22 protein-coding genes are annotated in these 20,490 nt (G+C 72.6%); 15 read left to right on the top strand and 7 right to left on the bottom strand.

All coding sequences use genetic code 11. The annotated features are described in order from the left end of the window. Nucleotides 1-124: 124 nt before the first annotated feature. Nucleotides 125-1,342 (top strand): alpha/beta hydrolase, encoded by a 1,218-nt coding sequence (locus tag ACGF3H_RS02900; RefSeq protein ID WP_362488501.1) that lies wholly within the window; start codon nucleotides 125-127, stop codon nucleotides 1,340-1,342. 66 nt (nucleotides 1,343-1,408) lie between these two features. Next, nucleotides 1,409-2,257 (top strand): DUF4429 domain-containing protein, encoded by an 849-nt coding sequence (locus ACGF3H_RS02905; protein WP_362488503.1) that lies wholly within the window; start codon nucleotides 1,409-1,411, stop codon nucleotides 2,255-2,257. A gap of 83 nt (nucleotides 2,258-2,340) precedes the next feature. Here ACGF3H_RS02905 and ACGF3H_RS02910 read toward each other — a convergent pair whose 3' ends face one another. Then, entirely contained in the window at nucleotides 2,341-2,820 is a 480-nt protein-coding gene (locus ACGF3H_RS02910) for a MerR family transcriptional regulator (RefSeq protein ID WP_362488505.1), read from the bottom strand. Between the two features lie 97 nt (nucleotides 2,821-2,917). On the opposite strand from ACGF3H_RS02910, the gene ACGF3H_RS02915 reads away from it, so the two are divergent. Both ACGF3H_RS02915 and ACGF3H_RS02920 read left to right on the top strand, forming a co-directional pair. Further along, nucleotides 2,918-3,388 (top strand): GNAT family N-acetyltransferase, encoded by a 471-nt coding sequence (locus tag ACGF3H_RS02915; RefSeq protein WP_362488507.1) that lies wholly within the window; start codon nucleotides 2,918-2,920, stop codon nucleotides 3,386-3,388. A gap of 19 nt (nucleotides 3,389-3,407) precedes the next feature. Further along, nucleotides 3,408-4,223, top strand: a complete 816-nt coding sequence (locus tag ACGF3H_RS02920; RefSeq protein WP_362488508.1) for a serine hydrolase domain-containing protein — start codon at nucleotides 3,408-3,410, stop codon at nucleotides 4,221-4,223. Here ACGF3H_RS02920 and ACGF3H_RS02925 read toward each other — a convergent pair. Further along, nucleotides 4,220-4,870 carry a pirin family protein gene (locus ACGF3H_RS02925; protein WP_362488878.1) on the bottom strand — a complete coding sequence of 217 codons (651 nt, stop codon included), beginning with the start codon at nucleotides 4,868-4,870 and terminating at the stop codon, nucleotides 4,220-4,222. The genes ACGF3H_RS02920 and ACGF3H_RS02925 overlap by 4 nt on opposite strands. A gap of 62 nt (nucleotides 4,871-4,932) precedes the next feature. Between ACGF3H_RS02925 and fasR the strand changes: the two genes are divergently transcribed. The 5 genes from fasR (at nucleotide 4,933) to ACGF3H_RS02950 (ending at nucleotide 9,898) form a co-directional block, all read left to right on the top strand. Continuing rightward, nucleotides 4,933-6,138, top strand: coding sequence for a fatty acid biosynthesis transcriptional regulator FasR (fasR, locus tag ACGF3H_RS02930; protein ID WP_362488510.1), 1,206 nt, complete (start codon nucleotides 4,933-4,935; stop codon nucleotides 6,136-6,138). An 89-nt stretch (nucleotides 6,139-6,227) separates the two neighbouring features. Beyond that, the gene (locus ACGF3H_RS02935) at nucleotides 6,228-7,163 is read left to right on the top strand and encodes an ACP S-malonyltransferase (protein ID WP_362488512.1); all 936 of its coding nucleotides are present in this window, start codon (nucleotides 6,228-6,230) and stop codon (nucleotides 7,161-7,163) included. A 16-nt stretch (nucleotides 7,164-7,179) separates the two neighbouring features. Then, nucleotides 7,180-8,211 (top strand): ketoacyl-ACP synthase III, encoded by a 1,032-nt coding sequence (locus tag ACGF3H_RS02940; protein WP_362488514.1) that lies wholly within the window; start codon nucleotides 7,180-7,182, stop codon nucleotides 8,209-8,211. Between the two features lie 79 nt (nucleotides 8,212-8,290). Beyond that, complete coding sequence (locus ACGF3H_RS02945; protein ID WP_077795951.1) at nucleotides 8,291-8,539, top strand: acyl carrier protein; 249 nt, start codon at nucleotides 8,291-8,293, stop codon at nucleotides 8,537-8,539. Between the two features lie 87 nt (nucleotides 8,540-8,626). Beyond that, nucleotides 8,627-9,898 carry a beta-ketoacyl-[acyl-carrier-protein] synthase II gene (locus ACGF3H_RS02950; RefSeq protein WP_362488516.1) on the top strand — a complete coding sequence of 424 codons (1,272 nt, stop codon included), beginning with the start codon at nucleotides 8,627-8,629 and terminating at the stop codon, nucleotides 9,896-9,898. A 159-nt stretch (nucleotides 9,899-10,057) separates the two neighbouring features. Here ACGF3H_RS02950 and ACGF3H_RS02955 read toward each other — a convergent pair whose 3' ends face one another. Next, nucleotides 10,058-10,552 carry a DUF3145 domain-containing protein gene (locus ACGF3H_RS02955; RefSeq protein ID WP_225638308.1) on the bottom strand — a complete coding sequence of 165 codons (495 nt, stop codon included), beginning with the start codon at nucleotides 10,550-10,552 and terminating at the stop codon, nucleotides 10,058-10,060. A 256-nt stretch (nucleotides 10,553-10,808) separates the two neighbouring features. On the opposite strand from ACGF3H_RS02955, the gene ACGF3H_RS02960 reads away from it, so the two are divergent. Both ACGF3H_RS02960 and ACGF3H_RS02965 read left to right on the top strand, forming a co-directional pair. Further along, entirely contained in the window at nucleotides 10,809-11,723 is a 915-nt protein-coding gene (locus ACGF3H_RS02960) for an SGNH/GDSL hydrolase family protein (RefSeq protein WP_362488518.1), read from the top strand. A 58-nt stretch (nucleotides 11,724-11,781) separates the two neighbouring features. Then, on the top strand, nucleotides 11,782-12,753 hold the full coding sequence (locus ACGF3H_RS02965) for an aldose epimerase family protein (RefSeq protein WP_362488520.1): 972 nt from the start codon (nucleotides 11,782-11,784) through the stop codon (nucleotides 12,751-12,753). A 194-nt stretch (nucleotides 12,754-12,947) separates the two neighbouring features. On the opposite strand, the gene ACGF3H_RS02970 is transcribed toward ACGF3H_RS02965, so the two are convergent. The 3 genes from ACGF3H_RS02970 to ACGF3H_RS02980 form a co-directional block, all read right to left on the bottom strand. Then, on the bottom strand, nucleotides 12,948-13,793 hold the full coding sequence (locus ACGF3H_RS02970; RefSeq protein WP_362488522.1) for an EI24 domain-containing protein: 846 nt from the start codon (nucleotides 13,791-13,793) through the stop codon (nucleotides 12,948-12,950). 79 nt (nucleotides 13,794-13,872) lie between these two features. After that, nucleotides 13,873-14,292 carry an organic hydroperoxide resistance protein gene (locus ACGF3H_RS02975; RefSeq protein WP_189227980.1) on the bottom strand — a complete coding sequence of 140 codons (420 nt, stop codon included), beginning with the start codon at nucleotides 14,290-14,292 and terminating at the stop codon, nucleotides 13,873-13,875. 107 nt (nucleotides 14,293-14,399) lie between these two features. Beyond that, the gene (locus ACGF3H_RS02980; protein WP_362488524.1) at nucleotides 14,400-15,422 is read right to left on the bottom strand and encodes an NADP-dependent oxidoreductase; all 1,023 of its coding nucleotides are present in this window, start codon (nucleotides 15,420-15,422) and stop codon (nucleotides 14,400-14,402) included. A 102-nt stretch (nucleotides 15,423-15,524) separates the two neighbouring features. Between ACGF3H_RS02980 and ACGF3H_RS02985 the strand changes: the two genes are divergently transcribed. Next, complete coding sequence (locus tag ACGF3H_RS02985; protein ID WP_362488526.1) at nucleotides 15,525-15,965, top strand: MarR family transcriptional regulator; 441 nt, start codon at nucleotides 15,525-15,527, stop codon at nucleotides 15,963-15,965. 278 nt (nucleotides 15,966-16,243) lie between these two features. Here the strand turns inward: ACGF3H_RS02985 and ACGF3H_RS02990 are convergent, their stop codons facing one another. After that, the gene (locus ACGF3H_RS02990; RefSeq protein WP_362488528.1) at nucleotides 16,244-16,948 is read right to left on the bottom strand and encodes a hypothetical protein; all 705 of its coding nucleotides are present in this window, start codon (nucleotides 16,946-16,948) and stop codon (nucleotides 16,244-16,246) included. A 215-nt stretch (nucleotides 16,949-17,163) separates the two neighbouring features. Here ACGF3H_RS02990 and ACGF3H_RS02995 point away from each other — a divergent pair, with 215 nt between their 5' ends. From ACGF3H_RS02995 to ACGF3H_RS03005, 3 genes are all read left to right on the top strand, one after another. After that, on the top strand, nucleotides 17,164-18,330 hold the full coding sequence (locus tag ACGF3H_RS02995; RefSeq protein WP_362488530.1) for a mandelate racemase/muconate lactonizing enzyme family protein: 1,167 nt from the start codon (nucleotides 17,164-17,166) through the stop codon (nucleotides 18,328-18,330). Then, nucleotides 18,327-19,331: an alcohol dehydrogenase catalytic domain-containing protein gene (locus tag ACGF3H_RS03000; RefSeq protein WP_362488532.1), complete on the top strand. Its 1,005-nt coding sequence runs from the start codon at nucleotides 18,327-18,329 to the stop codon at nucleotides 19,329-19,331. Before ACGF3H_RS02995 ends, ACGF3H_RS03000 begins: the two co-directional genes overlap by 4 nt. Before the next feature lie 148 nt (nucleotides 19,332-19,479). Next, entirely contained in the window at nucleotides 19,480-20,451 is a 972-nt protein-coding gene (locus tag ACGF3H_RS03005; protein ID WP_362488534.1) for a hypothetical protein, read from the top strand. The last annotated feature ends 39 nt before the right edge of the window (nucleotides 20,452-20,490 follow it).

Raw genomic sequence — 20,490 nt, forward strand, 5'->3', positions numbered from 1 at the left:
ACCTGGCCGGGCGGGACCGGCGCGCATCGGGAGCCGGCGGAGAACCCCATAACACATGACCGAAACGTGATCCGCGTCACTTGGTTCACGCGAGACCCCGCCGTTCTCCTAGTGTGTCCTCCCAGTGACTTCCTTCGACACCTCCCCGCAATTGAACGTCTGGCGCGCGCTGCTCGCCCTGGCCGTGGTGTTCGTGATGCTGGCGACCACCGGCTGGACCGCCCTGCGCAACCAGCGGGGGCCCACGGCGCTCGAAGCGTCGGTCACCGCCTGGGAGCACGGCCGCCTGGACGGCCGACGGCTGCCCGACGCGCAGGCGGCCCCCGCCCGGCTGTCCCGCTTCTTCGCCTCCCTCACCGCGGCCCAGCGCGCGAGCCTGGCCCGCCGCTACCCCCTGGCCGTCGGCAACATGAACGGCGCGCCCGTCGAGCTGCGCTACCAGGCCAACCGCGCGGCGCTCCGCGAGGCGCGCACGGTGGAGCGGCAGCGCGTGCACGACAAGCGCCTCTCCCCCTCCGGGCAGCGGGAGGCGGGCCGGCGCATGGACCGCTACGCCTCGCTGCTCACCCCCGGCCGCCACATCCTCGCCTTCGACCCGGCGGGCTCGGGCCGGATCGCCGAGGTCTTCGGGGACCTGGACCGCGCCGAACGCGTGTCCGTCGTCGTCCCCGGTGTGGACACCGAGCTGCTCACCTTCCAGCGCACCGACCGCAAGTACTCGGCGCCCGCCGGCATGGCCGAGTCGCTCTACTCGGCCGAACGCGCGGCGAGCCCGGGCACGCGCACGGCGGTGATCGCCTGGGCCGACTACACGTCCCCCAGCGGCCTCGGCATGGAGGCGGCCACCGCGACGCGCGCCGAGCAGGGTGCCGTCCGGCTGAACGCGCTGCTGCGGGCGCTGCCCGGCCGCGCGCCGGTCTCGCTGTTCTGCCACAGCTACGGCTCGGTCGTGTGCGGCGTCGCCGCCGACGCGCTGCCCGCCAGGGTCAGCGACATCGCCGTGGCCGGCAGCCCCGGCATGAGGGTCGAGAAGGCCTCCCACCTGCACACCTCCGCCCACGTGTGGTCGATGCGGGACGCCGACGACTGGATCCAGGACGTGCCGTACCTGGAGCTCGGCGGGCTGGGGCACGGCGCCGACCCGGTGTCCACGGCGTTCGGGGCGCGGGTGCTGTCGGCGCGGGGCGCCCAGGGCCACGCCGGGTACTTCGTACCGGGCACGGCGAGCCTGGAGAACTTCGCCGGGATCGGCGTTGGCGCGTACCGCACGCTGGCCTGCGCCCGTGAGGACGACGCCTGCCGGGTGGGTTTGTCCGCAGCGGCGACGGCCGGACGCGCGTAGAGGAGCAGAAACTCCGGTTTGCGCGGGGAGGGGACGAAGAAGCGCGTGCCGCATACGATGAGCCGCATGGGTGACGTACTGGCCGGATTTCATGCCGCCTGGGAGTTCGAGTCCGACTCCGTGCTCATCCGCTACGAACGGGGGATTCGAACACCCAAGCTGTTCCAGGCCCTGGGAGAACGCCGCGTCCCGCTGGAGGCGCTCGCCGGGGTGACGCTGACGCCCGGGAGACGCGGCACCGTCGTGCTGCGCGCCGAACCGCGCCCCGGCGCCGATCCGCTGATGGAGGCGGCGGCCGGTCAGCTCAAGGAGGGCTGCGACCCGTACCGGCTGGTCCTGCCCGCCGAGCGGGAGACCCTCGCGGAGTACTACGCCGACGAGCTGCGCGGGTTGCTGGGCGGGGCCGGCAGGACCGAGCGGTACCTGGTGGCGGCGCCCGGGGCACCGCTGCAGTTCAAGGCGTACGACGGCAAGGCGTCCTTCGACGGTGCGGCGGTGACGTTCCGCTGGTCCTGGACGGGCGCGTCGTCGGCGAAGTGGAAGGCCGGCGACCAGAGCTTCCCGGTCGCCGCGCTGGGCGGGGTGGAGTGGCGGTCCCCCGAGGTGTTCGAGGGACATCTGCGACTGCTGCCCCGGGACGCCGCGGCGGTCGCTCCGCAGGCCGACCAGGACCCGGCGTCGGTCGTCTTCGGGCTCGGGTACGGGCCGGTGCACGAGTCGCTGCCGTTCGCCGCGGCCGTGCTGGCGGCGGTGCGGGAGCAGGGCGCCGGGACCCCGGTGCCGGTGCCGGCGCCCCGCCGGGACCCCGCGGACATCGCCGAGCGGATCCGGCACCTCGGGGAGCTGCACCAGCAGGGGCTGGTGACGGACGAGGAGTTCTCCTCCAAGAAGGCGGAGTTGCTCGCGGAGCTCTGAGCGTCCGCCGGATGCGGTCTCGTCGCCGGGTGCGGGTGGTGGGCGGCCGGTCGCGCAGTTCCCCGCGTCCCTTCGGGGCGCTGCTACTCCCGGCCCTCGCAGCCGCGGCCCGCGTCCCCGTAGAAGCCGATCTTGCGGTCGAGCACGGCGAGGGTGTCCTGGAGTTCCGCGATGCGGGTCAGGACGTCGCGGCGGGTGGACTCCAGGAGTTCGCGCCGGTCGGGGTACGTGCTCTCGCCCTCGCGGACCAGCTCCGCGTACCGGACCATGTCGGCGACCGGCATGCCGGTCATGCGCAGCTTGCCGACGAAGTCGAGCCAGTCGAGGTCGCGGTTGCTGTAGCGCCGCTGCCCGGTGTGCGACCGGTCGATGGTGGACATCAGGCCGATCCGCTCGTACCAGCGCAGGGTGTGGGCCGTCAGCCCGGTGAAGGCGACGACCTCGCTGATGGTGTAGCGGTCCTGGCCGTCGGGGCGCGGGTGGCGCCGGGGCGGGGCGGCGCAGATGTCTGTTCTGGTGGCGTTCGGCCGGGCGGGCCCGGCCGTGGTCTGCATCACCGTCATGGCCCACACGCTATGACCTTGGAGTGCACTCCAGGCAAGCACGGCAGGTGAGAAATGGGCGGGACAGCCGGCGGGGCCGGTCACTAGCGTGCACGGCATGAGTCTCGTACGCCGTGCCGTGGCCGAGGACGCGCGGGAAGTGCTGCGCCTGCGCCAGGTGATGATCGACGCGATGTCCCCCGGCTCGTCCACCGGCTGGCAGGACGGCTCCCTGCCCGCGCTGCGCGAGCGGCTGGCCGGTCCGGACGGGGACTTCGCGGCGTTCGTCGTCGACCACCCGGACCGGGCGGGCGCGTTGGCGGCGCTGGTGGTGGGAACGCTGGAGTACCGGATCGGCGGGCCGGACAGGCCGGCGAGCGGACTGATCGGGTACGTCTTCAGCGTCGCGACCGATCCGGGCGCCCGGCGCCGCGGGTACGCGCGCGCCTGCATGGACGAGCTGCTGGCCTGGTTCCGCGAGCGGGGCGCCGGGCACGTCATGCTGACCGCGTCCGCCGACGCCGAGCCCCTGTACGCCGCCCTCGGCTTCACCCGGGACACGGACCCCTCGATGCGGCTGTACCTGTGAGCCGCTTAGGCTCGGTGGCATGTCCTTGAAGAGCCTCGCGTTGATCGAGAACTGGCCGGTTCCCACCGCAGCGGCGGGTGTCGTGCGCGCCGACGGCACGGTGCTGGGGTCGCACGGGCCCGTCGGGCAGCGCTTCCCCCTCGCCTCGGTCACCAAGCCGCTGGCGGCGTACGCGGCGCTCGTCGCGTACGAGGAGGGCGCCGTCGAGCTGGACGAGCCCGCCGGTCCGGCCGGTTCGACGGTCCGTCACCTCCTCGCGCACACCTCGGGACTCGCCTTCGACGAGCACCGGACGACCGCTGCGCCCGGGGAGCGCCGGCTGTACTCCAACGCCGGTTTCGAGCAGCTCGGCGACCACATCGCGAAGGCCACGGACATCCCCTTCGCCGAGTACGCGCGGCAGGCGGTGCTGGACCCGCTCGGCATGACCGCCACGAGCCTGGACGGCTCCCCGGCGAAGGACGGCGTCTCCACGGTCGAGGACCTGCTGCGGTTCGCCGCCGAGGTGCAGGCGCCGCGGCTGCTGGACCCGCGCACGGTCGCCGAGGCGATGACGGTGCAGTACCCGGGCACCAAGGGCGTGCTGCCGGGCTACGGCCACCAGAACCCGAACGACTGGGGTCTCGGCTTCGAGATCCGCGACTCCAAGGCCCCGCACTGGACGGGTGCCTCGTCCTCGCCCCGCACCTTCGGGCACTTCGGCCAGTCGGGCACGTTCCTGTGGATCGACCCGGACGCCGGTCTGGCGTGCGTGGCGCTGACCGACCGCGCCTTCGGGCCGTGGGCGGTCGAGGCGTGGCCCCCGTTCACCGACGCGGTGCTGGCGGAGGTCTAGGACATCTCCCACACGAGGAGCTCGGCCGCGGTCGTCGCCACCACGGCCATCCCCCTCGTGTCCGTGAGCCGCGCAGCGTCCCCCGCGTCCAGCTCCTCGCCGTCCAGGCGTACGGTGCCGCGCACGACGTGGACGTAGACGTGCGCCGCGTCCGGTACCGCCGTGCGCTCGTCCGCGGCCAGGCGCCGCACGTGGAGCATCGCGGCCGCCTCCGGGACGGCGTACGGGGTGGAGTCGGCGATGCCGCGGACGATCTCGTAGGACGGGTCGCCGCCGGGCTCGCGGGGGGCCAGCCACATCTGGACGAAGGTCAGGGGCGCCGGGCCGTCGTTGCGTTCGACGTGGCGGACGCCGCCCGCCGAGCTGAGGCGCTGCACGTCCCCGGCGCGCACGAGCGTCTCGTGGCCCGCGGTGTCCCGGTGGGTGAGCTCGCCCTCCACCACCCACGTGACGATCTCGGTGTGGCTGTGCGGATGCTCGTCGAAGCCCGCGCCGGGCGCGAGGCGCTCCTCGTTGCAGGCGATCAGCGTGCCGAAGCGGAGGTTGTCGGGGTCGTAGTGGGGGCCGAAGGAAAAGGCGTGCCGCGACTCGATGCCGGCCGACCGGTCGCCGCCTGGGTAGCGCTCGTCGGCGCGCCGTACGTCCATCACGCCGTCCACCGTAGACCCGGCGGCATGGCCGCCCGTCCGGATAAGGCAGTCTTGTCCCCGTGCCCGAACCCGAAACCAGCAAGCCCGACCCCGCGGCGCGCGCCGTCCACCCGCACACCGCGACCCTGAAGCGGCTGGAGCAGTCCTCCGGATCGCTCGCCGCTCAGGCGATCGCGCGGATGGACGAGACGCTGCCGTGGTACCGGGCGATGCCCCCGGAGAACCGTTCCTGGATCGGGCTGGTCGCCCAGGCGGGTATCGCCGCCTTCACCGAGTGGTTCCGGCGCCCGGACACCCCGCAGGCCATCTCCACCGACGTCTTCGGCACCGCGCCGCGCGAGCTGACCCGGGCGATCACCCTGCGGCAGACCGTCGAGATGGTGCGGACCACGATCGAGGTCATGGAGTCCGCGATCGACGAGGTCGCCGCCCCGGGCGACGAGTCCGTGCTGCGCGAGGCGCTGCTGGTGTACGCCCGGGAGATCGCCTTCGCGACCGCCCAGGTGTACGCGCAGGCCGCCGAGGCACGCGGTGCCTGGGACGCCCGGCTGGAGTCGCTCGTGGTGAACGCCGTGCTCAGCGGCGAGGCCGACGAGGGGGCCGTGTCCCGGGCGGCGGCACTGGGCTGGAACTCGCCCGAGCACGTGTGCGTGGTGCTGGGCACCGCGCCCGACGGGGACTCCGAACTGACCGTGGAGGCCATCCGGCGCGCGGCCCGGCACGCCAAGCTCCAGGTGCTGACCGGGGTGCTCGGGGACCGGCTGGTGGTGATCGCGGGCGGCAGCGACAATCCGCTGGCCGTCGCGAAGTCGCTGATCGGGCCGTTCGCGCAGGGGCCCGTGGTGGCCGGTCCGGTGGTGCCGGACCTGCTGGCCGCGACCCGGTCCGCGCAGGCCGCCGCGGCCGGGCTCAAGGCCTGCACCGCCTGGCAGGACGCCCCGCGCCCGGTGCTGGCGGACGATCTGCTGCCGGAGCGCGCGATCGCCTCCGACCCTTCGGCCCGCGAGCAGCTGGTGGAGGAGATCTACAGACCGCTGGAGGATGCCGGGGCCGCGCTGCTGGAGACGCTCAGTGTCTATCTGGAGCAGGCGAGCAGTCTCGAAGGCGCCGCGCGGATGCTCTTCGTTCACCCGAACACCGTGCGCTACCGGCTCCGACGTGTGACTGACGTCACCGGCTGGTCGCCCTCTGATGTACGGTCTGCGTTCACCCTGCGGATCGCGCTCATCCTGGGGCGTCTGGCCGATGGAGATCCGCAACTCTAGGATTTTGTCGGGGGCCCACAAAACCCCCTCGTGTTCTTCGTCCTTGTCCCCACGGGCGGTCGTGGCCGTCCTCAAGAGAGAGTGTGAGAGTGCTCGTACTCGTCGCTCCCGGCCAGGGCGCCCAGACGCCCGGCTTCCTGACTGAATGGCTCGACCTCCCCGGCGCCGCCGACCGCGTCGCCGCGTGGTCCGACGCCATCGGACTCGACCTCGCCCACTACGGCACGAAGGCCGACGCGGACGAGATCCGCGACACCTCCGTGGCGCAGCCGCTGCTGGTCGCCGCCGGGCTCCTGTCCGCCGCGGCGCTCGGTACGCACTCGTCTGCCGCTGACGCGACGGGGAAGCCGGGCGCGGTCGCGGGTCACAGCGTCGGCGAGATCACCGCCGCCGCCTTCGCGGGCGTCCTCGACGACACCGCCGCGCTGACCCTCGTACGCCGCCGTGGCCTGGCCATGGCCGAGGCCGCCGCGGTGACCGAGACCGGCATGTCGGCGCTGCTCGGCGGCGACCCCGAGGTGAGCGTGGCGCACCTGGAGAAGCTCGGCCTCACCCCGGCCAACGTGAACGGCGCGGGTCAGATCGTGGCGGCCGGCACCCTGGAGCAGCTGGCGGCGCTGAGCGAGGACAAGCCCGAGGGCGTCCGCAAGGTCGTGCCCCTCAAGGTCGCGGGCGCGTTCCACACGCACCACATGGCCCCCGCGGTGGACAAGCTGGCCGAGGCCGCGAAGGCGCTCACGCCGGCCGACCCGAAGGTGACGTACGTCTCCAACAAGGACGGGCGGGCCGTCGCCACCGGCGCCGAGGTGCTGGAGCGGCTGGTCGGCCAGGTCGCCAACCCGGTCCGCTGGGACCTGTGCATGGAGACCTTCAAGGAGCTCGGCGTCACCGCCCTGATCGAGGTGTGCCCCGGTGGCACGCTGACCGGCCTGGCCAAGCGCGCGCTGCCGGGCGTGAAGACGCTGGCCCTGAAGACCCCCGCCGATCTCGACGCGGCCCGCGCGCTCGTCGCCGAGCAGGCCTGACAAGGAGCCCGAGAGCATGCCGAAGATCAAGCCCAGCAAGGGCGCCCCGTACGCGCGCATCCTCGGCGTGGGCGGCTACCGCCCGACGCGGGTCGTGCCCAACGAGGTGATCCTCGAGACGATCGACTCGTCCGACGAGTGGATCCGCTCGCGCTCCGGCATCGAGACGCGGCACTGGGCCTCGCCCGAGGAGACCGTCGCGGCGATGTCGATCGAGGCGTCCGGCAAGGCCATCGCGGACGCCGGCATCGACGCCTCGCAGATCGGCGCGGTGGTCGTCTCGACCGTGTCGCACTTCAGCCAGACCCCGGCCATCGCCACGCTGATCGCCGACAGGCTGGGCACGGACAAGGCCGCGGCGTTCGACATCTCGGCGGGCTGCGCGGGCTTCGGCTACGGTCTGACCCTGGCCAAGGGCATGGTCGTCGAGGGTTCCGCCGAGTACGTCCTCGTCATCGGCGTGGAGCGGCTGTCCGACCTGACCGACCTGACGGACCGGGCGACGGCCTTCCTGTTCGGCGACGGCGCCGGCGCGGTCGTGGTGGGCCCGTCCCAGGAGCCGGCGATCGGCCCGACCGTCTGGGGCTCGGAGGGCGACAAGTCCGAGACGATCAAGCAGACGGTGTCGTGGGACCGTTTCCGGATCGGCGACGTCTCCGAACTCCCGGTCGACGACGAGGGCAACGTGAAGTTTCCTGCGATCACGCAGGAGGGCCAGGCGGTGTTCCGCTGGGCCGTGTTCGAGATGGCGAAGGTCGCCCAGCAGGCGCTGGACGCGGCCGGGATCAGCTCGGACGACCTGGATGTCTTCATTCCGCACCAGGCCAACGTGCGGATCATCGACTCGATGGTGAAGACGCTGAAGCTGCCGGAGCACGTCACGGTCGCCCGTGACATCCGCACCACCGGCAACACCTCGGCCGCCTCGATCCCGCTCGCTATGGAGCGGCTCCTGGCGACCGGCGAAGCGAAGAGCGGCGACACCGCGCTCGTCATCGGCTTCGGGGCGGGTCTCGTCTACGCCGCTACGGTCGTTACTCTCCCCTAGGCACTCCGTGCCGGACCACGCGGTCCGGGGCGGAGCACAAGAGCCACACCCTCTGGAACATCTACGAAGGAGCGCCGCCATGGCCGCCACTCAGAAGGAGATCGTCGACGGTCTCGCCGAGATCGTGAACGAGATCGCCGGTATCCCGGTTGAGGACGTCCAGCTGGACAAGTCCTTCACCGACGACCTGGACGTCGACTCGCTGTCCATGGTCGAGGTCGTCGTCGCCGCCGAAGAGCGTTTCGACGTCAAGATCCCGGACGACGACGTCAAGAACCTCAAGACTGTCGGCGACGCGACCGACTACATCCTCAAGCACCAGAGCTGATCGACCGATCACGGCCTCTGGGCTGACTGCCCCGCCACCCGGCGGTGGCGCCGTACGAATCCGTATCCCGTTGGAGAAAGAATTCCCGTGAGCTCGACCAATCGCACCGTGGTCGTCACCGGTATCGGCGCAACCACACCGCTGGGTGGCGACGCAGCCTCTACCTGGGAGGGCCTGGTGGCCGGCCGTTCCGGCGCCAAGCCCCTCGAGCAGGAGTGGGCCGCCGACCAGGCGGTCCGTATCGCGGCCCAGGCCGCAGTGGACCCCTCCGAGGTCATTCCGCGGCCCCAGGCCCGCCGGCTGGACCGCTCGGCGCAGTTCGCGCTGATCGCGGCCCAGGAGGCGTGGAAGGACGCGGGCTACACCGGCAAGGCCGGTGAGGACGGTTCCGTCGACCCCGACCGGCTCGGCGCGGTCATCGCCTCCGGCATCGGCGGCGTGACGACCCTGCTGGACCAGTACGACGTGCTCAAGGAGAAGGGCGTCCGCCGCGTCTCCCCGCACACCGTGCCGATGCTGATGCCGAACGGCCCCTCCGCCAACGTGGGTCTGGCCGTGGGCGCCCGGGCGGGCGTGCACACCCCGGTCTCCGCCTGCGCGTCCGGCGCCGAGGCCATCGGCTACGCCATCGAGATGATCCGCACCGGCCGTGCCGACGTCGTCGTCGCGGGTGGCACGGAGGCGGCGATCCACCCGCTGCCCATCGCCGCGTTCGGCAACATGATGGCGATGTCCAAGAACAACGACGACCCGCAGGGCGCGTCGCGTCCCTGGGACACCGCCCGGGACGGCTTCGTCCTCGGCGAGGGCGCCGGCGTCCTCGTGCTGGAGTCCGCCGAGCACGCCGCCGAGCGCGGTGCCCGCGTCTACGCGGAGGCGGTCGGGCAGGGCATCTCCGCCGACAGCCACGACATCGTGCAGCCGGAGCCCGAGGGCCGCGGCATCTCCGCCGCCCTGCAGCACCTGCTGGACCGCACCGACCTGAACCCGGCGGAGATCGTGCACGTCAACGCGCACGCCACCTCGACGCCGGCCGGTGACCTCGCCGAGCTGAAGGCACTGCGCAAGGTCCTCGGCGACGACGTGGACCACATGGCGGTCTCCGGCACCAAGTCGATGACCGGTCACCTCCTCGGTGGCGCGGGCGGCGTGGAGTCCGTCGCGACGGTGCTCGCCCTCTACCACCGGGTGGCGCCGCCGACCATCAACATCGAGAACCTCGACCCGGAGGCCGAGGCCACCGCGGACATCGTCCGCGGCGAGGCCCGCAAGCTGCCGGTGGAGGGCCGTATCGCCGCGCTGAACGACTCGTTCGGCTTCGGCGGGCACAACGTCGTCCTCGCGTTCCGGACGGTCTGAGCGGCCTCGCTGAACGTTCTGATGGCCTGAGCCCCGGTCGGGGTTCGGGCCATCGCCGTTCTTCGTCCTCCTTCGCCGCCGGGTGCGGGTCCTTCGTGGCTGGTCGCGCCCAAGCGGCGGAGCCGCATGTCGGCACAGCCCCGCGCCCCTCCAGGGCGCTCAGACCACCTGGTGGAGCCAGCGGACCGGGGCGCCCTCGCCGGCGTAGCGGAACGGCTCCAGTTCGTCGTCCCAGGGCTTGCCGAGGAGCTTGGCGATCTCCTTCTCCAGGTCGGTCTCGCCGCCCTGGGAGCGGGCCAGTGCGGCGCGCAGCCGGTCCTCGGGGATCAGGATGTCGCCGTGGATGCCGGTGACGGCGTGGAAGATGCCGAGGTCGGGGGTGCAGCTGTAGCGCTCGCCCTCCGCTCCGGCGGACGGCTCCGCGGTGACCTCGAAGCGCAGCATCTGCCAGCCGCGCAGCGCGGAGGCGAGCTTGGAGGCGGTGCCGGCCTGGCCCTGCCAGGAGAACTCCGAGCGCCAGGTGCCGGGCGAGGCGGGCTGCCGGATCCAGTCCAGGGCGACGCGGGTGCCGAGCACCCCGGCGACGGCCCACTCGACGTGCGGGCAGAGCGCGCGCGGCGCGGAGTGCACGTACAGAACTCCACGTGTCGTCACCGGAACCTCCGGGCTGAGCGGGACATCTCGGAACGGGTGGAACGGCCGTGACCGGGAGGGTCACCTGAGGGCGAGGCTACCGTGCGACGGCGCAAGGAGTGTGACGTACCGTCGGTCCCGGGGCCGGGAAACTTCCGGCATTCACCCGGCAGGACGCTTGTGCGGATGTGAGCCGTCGCATCGCCGACGCCGGGAACCCTGGCGCGGTGTCATGGGTTGAGGACGTCGGAGGCACGAGGCGAGGGACGGTACGGGCATGGGGCAGGGGACGGATCGCGGGACGCGGAACCGATTGCGCCGTTCGCGTGTCGTGCTCGCCGCTCTGACCGCCGCCGTCCTGGGCGTGGCCGGCTGTGACGCCGTCGGCGGCGACGCGCCCGGCGCGCCCGGCACCGGGTCCGCACGGCCGTCCCCGAGGCCCACCCCGGCCTGGGACACGAGCCCGGATTCGATCGCCGCGGTGGGCGACTCCATCACGCGCGGCTTCGACGCCTGCACGATCCTGTCGGACTGCCCCGAGGTGTCGTGGGCGACCGGCAGCCGTGCCGAGGTCGACAGTCTGGCGGTACGGCTGCTGGGCGCGAAGGCGGCCGGGCGGAGCTGGAACCACGCGGTGACCGGGGCCCGGATGGCGGATCTGACCGGGCAGGTGACGCGGGCGGCGGCACACGGGCCGGAACTGGTGACGGTAATGGCCGGGGCGAACGACGCCTGCCGGACCACGACCGACGCGATGACCCCGGTGACCGACTTCCGGGCCCAGTTCGAGGACGCGATGCGCACGCTGCGCAGGGAACTGCCCAAGGCCCAGGTGTTCGTGGCGAGCATCCCCGACCTGAAGCGGCTGTGGTCCGAGGGGCGTGCCAACCCGCTGGGCAAGCAGGTGTGGAAGCTGGGCATCTGCCCGTCGATGCTGGCCGACGCGGACGCCGTGGACCCGGCGGCGACGCTGCGGCGCGACACGGTGCAGCAGCGGGTGGACGACTACAACGAGGTCCTGCGGGAGGTCTGCGCCAAGGACCGCAAGTGCCGCACCGACGGCGGCGCGGTGCACGCCTTCCGGTTCGGCACCGACCAGTTGAGCCAGTGGGACTGGTTCCACCCGAGTGTGAACGGGCAGGCCCGCCTGGCGGAGATCGCCTACCGCGCCGTCACCGCGAAGAAGCCCTGATGGGACCCCGCCCCAGCGTGTTCCCGGGGTGAGCCGGGCGTGTCCTAGAGTTCCGCACATGAACGAACTCTTCGGCACACTTTCCGACGGCACCCCGGTCCACCGCTGGACCCTGGAGCGGGCGGGCGTGCGGGTGCGGGTCCTGACGTACGGCGGGATCGTGCAGTCGGCCGAGGTGCCGGACCGGGACGGGCACACCGCGGACGTGGTGCTGGGGTTCGCCGGCCTGGACGGCTACGTGACGCACCCGGAGCCGTACTTCGGCGCGCTCGTCGGCCGGTACGCCAACCGGATCGCGGGCGGCCGTCTCCCGCTGGACGGGCGGACGTACGCGCTGGCGCTCAACAACGGGCCGAACTCGCTGCACGGCGGCGAGCGGGGCTTCGACAAACGCGTGTGGGAGGCTGAGCCCGCCGCTCACGGCGTCCGCCTCAGCCGGGTCAGCCCGCACGGCGAGGAGGGCTTCCCGGGCCGCCTGGAGGTCTCGGTGACGTACACGCTGGACGGATCCGGGGCACTGCGGATCGCGTACGAGGCGGTCACCGACGCGCCGACCGTGGTGAACCCGACGAATCACAGCTACTTCAACCTGAGCGGCTCCGGCCACACGGGCGGACACGAGCTGCGGATCGCGGCGTCCCGGATCACGCCGGTCGACGCGGACCTGATCCCGGCGGGCGCGCCCGCCGAGGTGGCGGGCACGCGCTTCGACTTCCGCCGGGCCCGCAAGGTCGGTGCGGGCTACGACCACAACTTCGTCCTCGACAAGGGCGTGACGGACACCGCGGTGCCGGTCGCCGAGCTGTACGACCCCGCGTCCGGGCGCGTGCTGTCGGTGGCGACCACGGAGCCCGGTCTCCAGCTGTACACCGCGGACCACCTGGGCGAGCCGTTCGCGCCCGGCGACGGCATCGCGCTGGAGACGCAGCACTTCCCGGACTCCCCGAACCGGCCGGACTTCCCGAGCACGGTGCTGCGGCCGGGCGAGGTGTTCCGTTCGGAGACGGTGTACGGGTTCTCGGCACGGTAGCCGGGCGGCCACCCTGTGGCGGGCGGCGCGTGGCGGGCGGTCGGTGCGGCCGCGTGAGCCCCGGCCCGGCCGTCAGGTCCCGGACCGGGGCTGTCCCACGGGGGACGTACGGAACCGTCCCGGTTCGACGGTAATCGCCGACGTGGTCCGACAGCCGGCCCGGGGGCCTTCGGCGCGCGGTTCGTACGAATCTTTCACAAACGCCCGCCCGGCTCTGCGGGGTCGGTGAACGCGTCGCCGGGCGCCGGGTCGGGGCCGGCGGGGTCGCCGGCGGGCTCGGTGCCGGCCTCGCGGGTCTCCTCGCCCAGCAGCTCGCGGGCGAGGAGCGTGGCGCCCGCGACCGCGCCCGGCATCAGGAACACCGCGACGAACGGCACCAGGAAAGCCAGGCCCAGCGGCGTGCCGAAGCCCCAGACCAGCGTCTTGCGGGAGCGGAGCAGGGCGAGGCGCTCGCGCAGCTGGACCCCGCGGCGCTGGAGGGCGACGGAGGCCAGCTCCTCGGTGAGGAAGAAGCCGGTCACGAAGAAGCCGATCACCGGTACGACGGTCTGGCCGACGACCGGGACGAAGCCGGCGGCGAAGAGCAGCACGCCCCAGACGGCGGCGCGCAGCACGATGCGCAGGCTGTCGCGGCCGGAGATCCACAGCTCGCGCCAGAGCGGCAGGTGCGACTCGGGCGCGGTGCCGTCCGGGGAGACGTCCCGGTCGACCCGCTCGGAGAGGCTCTCGTAGAAGGGCTGTCCGACCAGCAGGGTGACCGCGGTGAACGTCAGGACGGCCAGGAGCAGGGCGAGGGCGAACAGCACGGCGGTGAGGAAGCCGCGGAAGAGGCCGGCCCAGGGGCTCGGCCAGTCGTCGGCGAACGGGGTCGCCCAGGCGACGACGTCGTCGCCCCACAGCGCCAGGGCGACCAGCACCCCCACGTACAGGACGAGGGTGATCAGGCCGGGGACGAGCCCGAAGCCGTAGCTCCTGCCGTGCCGGGCCACCCAGCGCTGGCCCTTCAGCAGATGACCGAATCCCGCCCCAAGATCACGCATGGACGGCACTCTACCGGGCGGCCGAGGCCGCACCCCCGGCCTTGCGGGGGTGCGGCCTCGGCCGTGCGCGAGGGGCCCGTCAGACGAGCGTCACGGTGATGTTGCCGCGGGTCGCCTTGGAGTACGGGCAGACCTGGTGGGCCTTCTCCACCAGGGAACGCGCGGTGGCGGCGTCCACGGCCGGGATCTCGGCGGAGATCTCGACGATGATGCCGAAGCCGTCGTCGTTCTTGCCGATGCCGACCTTCGCGGTGACGGTCGAACCGGAGACGTCGGCGCCCTCCTGGCGGGCGACGACGGCGAGCGCGCCCTGGAAGCAGGCGCTGTAGCCGGCGGCGAACAGCTGCTCGGGGTTGGTGCCGGCGCCGCTGCCGCCCATCTCCTTGGGCGGGTTCACGACCACGTCGAGCTTGCCGTCATCGGTGGCGACGCGCCCGTCGCGCCCGTTCTCGGCGGTGGCGACGGCGGTGTACAGGACCTCGGACTGCTGGATGGGCATGCGGGTGTCTTCCTCCTCGGTCCGCCGTGACTCGCGCCCACGATCACGACGGATTTCGGAATGACGCTACCGCATGCCGGAAACTCCGTGAAGGTCCGCCTTCCGGCTCAGAGCTTGACGATCATCTTGCCGGTGTTGTCTCCGCGCAGGACGCCGAGGAACGCCTCGAGGTTGTTCTCGATGCCCTCGACGACCGTCTCGCGGTACTTCAGCTCGCCGGAGCGGACCCAGGGGCCGACCTCCTGGACGAACTGCGGCTGGAGGTCGTAGTGGTCGCCGACCAGGAAGCCCTCGATGCGGCCGCGCGTCTGGATGAGGCGGGCGAGGTTCTTCGGGCCGGGGGCGGGCTCGGTGTTGTTGTAGACCGAGATCATGCCGCAGACGGCGATGCGGCCGTCCCGGTTGAGGGAGCCGATGGCGGCCTCCAGGTGGTCGCCGCCCACGTTGTCGAAGTAGACGTCGACGCCGTCCGGGGCGGCGGCGCGCAGCTGCTCGCTCACCGGGCCCTCCTTGTAGTTGAAGGCGGCGTCGAAGCCGTACTCGTCGACGAGCAGCTTGACCTTCTCGTCGGAACCCGCCGAGCCGATGACCCGCGAGGCGCCCTTGAGCTTCGCGATCTGGCCGACCTGGCTGCCGACGGCGCCGGCGGCACCGGAGACGAAGACCGCGTCGCCCTCCTTGAAGGCGGCGGTGCGCAGCAGGCCGGCGTAGGCGGTGAGGCCCGTCATGCCGAGCACGCCCAGGTACGTCGACAGGGGCGCGGCGTCCGGGTCGACCTTGACGGCGTTCTTGGCGTCCACGGCGGCGTACTCGCGCCAGCCGAAGAAGTGCAGGACGTGGTCGCCGACGGCGATGCCCTCGGCGTTGGAGGCGACGACCTCGCCGACGGCGCCGCCCTGCATGACCTTGCCGAGCTCGAAGGGGGCGACGTAGGACTTGGCGGCGCTCATGCGGCCGCGCATGTACGGGTCGACGGAGACGTACAGGTTGCGCACCAGCACCTGGCCCTCGCCCGGGGTGGGGAGCTCCGCCTCGACGAGGGCGAAGTCCTCCGGCTTGGGCCAGCCGACCGGGCGGCTGAGCAGGTGCCATTCGCGGTTGACGGCGGGGAGAGCGGGGGAGTCGGCCATGAGGGCGCCTTCCTGGACGTGCGGGGGTGGATGTTTCAGGGTCTGAAACAACCATGCGACTGAACATTTCACGTTGTCAAACAACTGGGTACCCTGGATTCCATGGCCACACCACGCGACACTCCCCGCCGACCCGACGCGCTCACCCTCGAAGTCGTCGAGCTCATCGGCGAGGTCGTGGCCCGCTTCCACGCGGACTACGAGGAGGCGGCGGCTGAGCGGGCGCTCACGGGGGCGCAGGCCAAGCTGCTCAGCCTGCTGTCGCTGGAGCCGCTGCCGATGCGGAAGCTGGCGCAGAAGCTGAAGTGCGAGCCGTCGAACGTGACCGGCATCGTGGACCGGCTGGAGGCGCGGGGGCTGGTCGAGCGGCGGCCGGACCCGGCGGACCGGCGGGTGAAGGTGGCGGCGGCGACGGAGGAGGGGCGGCGGGTGGCGCGGGGGCTGCGGGAGTCGCTGCGGTTCGCGCGGGAGCCGTTGGCAGGGTTGTCGGAGGGGGAGCGGGTCGCTCTGCGGGATGCGTTGCGTCGGATGCTGGGGGGTTGAGCGGGCGATTCGGCGGGCCGGGGTTGCCGGTGACCCGGCGTCGCCGTCAGGGGGTGGGTGGCGCGGCCCGGCGCTGACGGGGTGCCGCCGCGCCCACCCGTGCCGCCCTGGGGGTACCTCCCAGGCCGTTCAGGCACTGGGGGAGGCACGACTGCCCGCGGCTACTCGGGGCTGGGACTCGCCCACCCGGGCCGCCCTGGGGGTACCTCCCAGGCCGTTCAGGCACTGGAGGAGGCACGACTGCCCGCGGCTCTTCCAGGCCGGCACTGGCGGGTTGGCTACGTGCACCACCACAGGAAGCGGTCGCAGGTTTCTGTGGGGGTCGGGGCCGGGGGCGGGGTCGGGGTGGTCGAGGGCGGCGGGTCCGACGGGGTGGCCGGGGCGTCCGAGGGATCTGGCGATTCCGGTGGCGGGGGCGCCGACGCGGAGTCCGGGCCGGACGGCGACTGCGACTCGTCCGCGTCCGGGGACGCCGAGGCGGACGTCGACGCCGAGGCGGACGCCGACGCCGACGGCGATGCCGAGGTGGAGGCTCCCGGGGACGGGGCGGTCGAGGACGGGGTCGTTCCCGATGTGGCGTCGACCGGGACCGCCGGCACGTCCCCCACCTCCCGCGTGGACGAGCCGTCCGTCGTCTCGCCCCCGGCGGCCGCCGGCTGCGCCGGGGAGTCCTGGGCGTCCATGCCGAGTTCGGCGAGGCTCAGCCCGCCGGCCGCGAGGACGAAACCCGCGGCGACGAGCAGCGTCCGCCGGCGTCGGCGGCGGTGCGCGGCGGCCTTGCGGTCCCGGCGGCTCCCCCTGCCGCCACCGCCCGGGTTCGTGGCGCCGGGGGTGTCGACCGGCTCGTCGGCGACCCGCGGCGGTTGCCCCTCACCGGGCGTCAAGTGCGCCTCGGACTGCGGGGGTTGCTCGGCGGGAGCGCCGCACCCAGGGCAGGCGAGGGCGCCGTTGAGGTGCCGTCGGCACGGGTGGCAGTAGTCCATGACGCGGGAAGATTAAGTTCCGCGAGGGGCGCGTTCCTAGGCGCCGCTGTGAAAGTTGTGTGGGAAAGCGGCCGGTGCCGTCGCGTCCCGTGCCTGCGAAACTGGCGAAACCGTTACCTGTCCGACCCATTGACACCCCCACCGCCCCGTCCTTACTGTCACGCCAGCATTTCGAACGACTGACGAAATATCGAACAGAGCGAGGGGCAACCGCCGTGCGCATCACCGGAATCAGCACACACGTGGTCGGGACGCCGTGGCGCAATCTGACGTACGTCCAGGTGCACACCGACGAGGGCGTCACCGGAGTCGGTGAGACCCGGATGCTCGGCCACACCGACGCCCTCCTCGGCTACCTGAAGGAGGCCGAGGTCAACCACATTCTGGGTTCCGACCCGTTCGCTGTCGAGGACCTGGTCCGCCGCATGAAGTACGGCGACTACGGCCGCGCCGGCGAGATCGTGATGTCCGGGATCGCCGTCGTCGAGATGGCGTGCTGGGACATCAAGGGCAAGGCCCTCGGCGTCCCGGTCTGGCAGCTGCTGGGCGGCAAGGTGACCGACAAGGTCAAGGCGTACGCCAACGGCTGGTACACCACCGAGCGGACCCCGGAGGCGTACCACAAGGCCGCGCAGGGCGTGATGGAGCGCGGGTACCGGGCGCTGAAGATCGACCCGTTCGGCACCGGGCACTTCGAACTCGACCACGAGCAGACCCTGTACGCCGTGTCGCTGATCGAGGCCGTGCGCGACGCCATCGGCCCCGACGCCGAGCTGATGCTGGAGATGCACGGCCGCTTCTCCCCCGCCACCGCCGTGCGGCTCGCCAAGGAGATGGCGCCGTTCAAGCCGGCCTGGCTGGAGGAGCCGGTGCCGCCGGAGAACCTCAGGGCGCTGAAGAAGGTCGCCGAGAAGGTGGACATCCCCGTCGCCACGGGTGAGCGCATCCACGACCGGATCGAGTTCCGCGAGCTGTTCGAGGACCAGTCGGTGGACATCATCCAGCCGGACGTCGGTCACATCGGCGGCATCTGGGAGACCCGCAAGCTCGCCGCCACCGCCGAGACCCACTACACGCTCGTCGCCCCGCACAACGTCGGCGGTCCCGTGCTCACCGCCGCCAGCCTCCAGGTCGGCTTCACCTCGCCGAACTTCAAGATCCTGGAGCACTTCAACGACTTCGCCGACGCGGAGATCAAGAAGGTGGTCAAGGGAGCGCCGGTGGTGGACCCGGAGGACGGGTGCTTCCACCTCTCCGACGCCCCCGGTCTCGGCGTGGAGCTGGACACCGACGCGGCGGCCGAGTTCCCGCAGCAGCAGGCGCGGTTCGACCTGTGGGCCGAGGGCTGGGAGCAGCGCAAGCCCAAGGGGACGCAGGCATGAGCAGCGCGGTCGTCGTCGAGGCGCCGGGCGAGCACCGGCTCGTGGCGCACGAGCCGCGCGATCCCGGCCCGGGTGAGGCGCTGGTGCAGGTGCACGCCGCCGGGATCTGCGGCAGCGACCGCGAGGTCTACCAGGGCAACCGGCCCGAGGGGTACGTGCGGTATCCGCTCGTCCCCGGTCACGAGTGGTCCGGGACCGTCGGCGCGGTCGGTGCCGGGGTGCCCGCGTCCCTCGTGGGCCGCAAGGTGGTCGGTGAGGGCTTCCGCAACTGCCAGGTGTGCGACCGCTGTCACGCGGGCGAGACCACCCTGTGCGGCGCCGGGTACGAGGAGACGGGCTTCACCCAGCCGGGCGCCATGGCACCCACGCTGACCCTGCCCGCCCGTCTCCTGCACGTCCTGCCCGACGACGCCGACCTCACGGCGGCCGCCCTGCTGGAGCCGGCCGCCTGCATCGCGGCCGCCGCGCTCAAGGCGAACGCCCGCCCCGGCGAGCGGGTCGCCGTCGTCGGCACCGGGACGCTCGGCATGTTCGCCGTGCAGTTCCTGCGCGCCGCCTCGCCCGCCGAGCTGCTGGTGGTCGGCACGCGCGGGGACCGGGAGGCGCTGTCCCGGCAGTACGGTGCCACCGACTTCCGCACCAAGGGCGGGCCCCTGCCGGACGACTTCGACGTCGTGATCGAGACCGCCGGTTCCGCGGACGCGGCGCGCACCTCCGCCGCGCTGCTGCGCCGGGGCGGGCGGCTGGTCCTCACCGGTATCCCGGCGGCGGGCGCCGACGGGCTGGACCCGACCGACCTGGTGGTGCGCCAGCTGGAGGTGCACACCGTCTTCGGGGCGCCCCCGGACGCCTGGGCGCACACCGTGCGGGTCTTCGCCGCCGGTCTGCTCGACCCGCTGCCGCTGGTCACGCACGAGCTGCCGCTCACCGAGTTCGCGCAGGCCATCGAGCTGGTGGGCGCGGGCGACCCGAAGGTCGGCAAGGTGCTGCTGCACCCCTGAAGCCGTACGCCGGTACGGGGGCGACCTGACGGCCTCCGTACCGGCGTACACCCATCCGAACCGAGCTTTCCGTACCCTTCGCCGCGAACCTTGTCCGGTATGTCGAACCGGCACATCGGGGCGGCCCATCGAACACGAAGGACAGCCCGTGACCGACTCTTCCGCCCAGGCGGCGGCCCGCAGGCCCGGCGAGCAGGCGCTCACCGCACTCGGCCTGGCCGCGCCCGCCCTCGACCCCGCCGACGCCTCGCCGCACTCCTTCCCGGGCGGTGGCCGCTGGCGCACCGAGATCCCCTCCTGCGAGGGCCCCGAGGCGCTGGCGGTCGTCCTCAAGGAGTCCTCGCGGCTGGACGTGCCGATCCACCGGATCAGCCAGGGCAGCGGCGTGTGGATGCTGACCGACGCCGAGATCACCGAGATGGTCGAGTCCACCGCCGAACGCGACATCGAGCTCTGCCTGTTCACGGGCCCGCGCGGCACCTGGGACATCGGCGGTTCCACCCGGACCGACTCCGGCGGCGCGGGGCTGCGGGCACGCGGCCACGACGCGGTCGCCGGATGCGTCGAGGACGCCGTGCGCGCCACGGAGCTGGGCGTCACGTGCCTGCTCGTCGCCGACGAGGGCGTGCTGTGGACGCTGCACCGGGCGCGGTCGGCCGGTGTCCTCCCCGCCGACACGACGCTCAAGCTCTCCGCGCTCGTGGGCCCCGTCAACCCGGCTTCGTACGAGGTGTACGAGCGGCTCGGTGCCGACTCGATCAACGTGCCCAGTGATCTGACGCTGGACCACCTGACCGAAATCCGGCGGGTTTCGGCCGCGCCGATGGACATGTACATCGAGGCTCCCGACGACCTCGGTGGCTATGTGCGCATGTACGAGGTCGCCGAGCTGATCCGGCGCGGCGCCCCCCTGTACCTGAAGTTCGGCCTGTCGAAGGCGCCGGGGATCTACCCCTACGGGCACCACCTGCGGGAACTGACGCTGGCGACCGCCAAGGAGCGGGTGCGGCGCGGCCGGCTGGCCCTGGATCTCCTCCAACGGCACGGGGTGGGCGGGGACATGGCCCCGCTCGGCTCGCGCCTTCCGGGGTCGCTCAACCGGTTCGAGATCTCGTCATAACGTTCCGGAAACCCCCTTCACAAAAGACGACACGACCGC

The sequence above is a fragment of the Streptomyces sp. NPDC048185 genome (assembly GCF_043202495.1).
Classification (GTDB): domain Bacteria; phylum Actinomycetota; class Actinomycetes; order Streptomycetales; family Streptomycetaceae; genus Streptomyces.

Bases quoted from the DNA above. Each gene is read 5' to 3' on its own strand.
- ACGF3H_RS02905 (WP_362488503.1), top strand. From the start codon at position 1,409: ATGGGTGACGTACTGGCCGGATTTCATGCCGCCTGGGAGTTCGAGTCC.
- ACGF3H_RS02910 (WP_362488505.1), bottom strand. From the start codon at position 2,820: ATGACGGTGATGCAGACCACGGCCGGGCCCGCCCGGCCGAACGCCACC.
- ACGF3H_RS02915 (WP_362488507.1), top strand. From the start codon at position 2,918: ATGAGTCTCGTACGCCGTGCCGTGGCCGAGGACGCGCGGGAAGTGCTG.
- ACGF3H_RS02920 (WP_362488508.1), top strand. From the start codon at position 3,408: ATGTCCTTGAAGAGCCTCGCGTTGATCGAGAACTGGCCGGTTCCCACC.
- ACGF3H_RS02925 (WP_362488878.1), bottom strand. From the start codon at position 4,870: ATGGACGTACGGCGCGCCGACGAGCGCTACCCAGGCGGCGACCGGTCG.
- ACGF3H_RS02940 (WP_362488514.1), top strand. From the start codon at position 7,180: ATGCCGAAGATCAAGCCCAGCAAGGGCGCCCCGTACGCGCGCATCCTC.
- ACGF3H_RS02945 (WP_077795951.1), top strand. From the start codon at position 8,291: ATGGCCGCCACTCAGAAGGAGATCGTCGACGGTCTCGCCGAGATCGTG.
- ACGF3H_RS02960 (WP_362488518.1), top strand. From the start codon at position 10,809: ATGGGGCAGGGGACGGATCGCGGGACGCGGAACCGATTGCGCCGTTCG.
- ACGF3H_RS02965 (WP_362488520.1), top strand. From the start codon at position 11,782: ATGAACGAACTCTTCGGCACACTTTCCGACGGCACCCCGGTCCACCGC.
- ACGF3H_RS02970 (WP_362488522.1), bottom strand. From the start codon at position 13,793: ATGCGTGATCTTGGGGCGGGATTCGGTCATCTGCTGAAGGGCCAGCGC.
- ACGF3H_RS02975 (WP_189227980.1), bottom strand. From the start codon at position 14,292: ATGCCCATCCAGCAGTCCGAGGTCCTGTACACCGCCGTCGCCACCGCC.
- ACGF3H_RS02980 (WP_362488524.1), bottom strand. From the start codon at position 15,422: ATGGCCGACTCCCCCGCTCTCCCCGCCGTCAACCGCGAATGGCACCTG.
- ACGF3H_RS02985 (WP_362488526.1), top strand. From the start codon at position 15,525: ATGGCCACACCACGCGACACTCCCCGCCGACCCGACGCGCTCACCCTC.
- ACGF3H_RS02990 (WP_362488528.1), bottom strand. From the start codon at position 16,948: ATGGACTACTGCCACCCGTGCCGACGGCACCTCAACGGCGCCCTCGCC.
- ACGF3H_RS03000 (WP_362488532.1), top strand. From the start codon at position 18,327: ATGAGCAGCGCGGTCGTCGTCGAGGCGCCGGGCGAGCACCGGCTCGTG.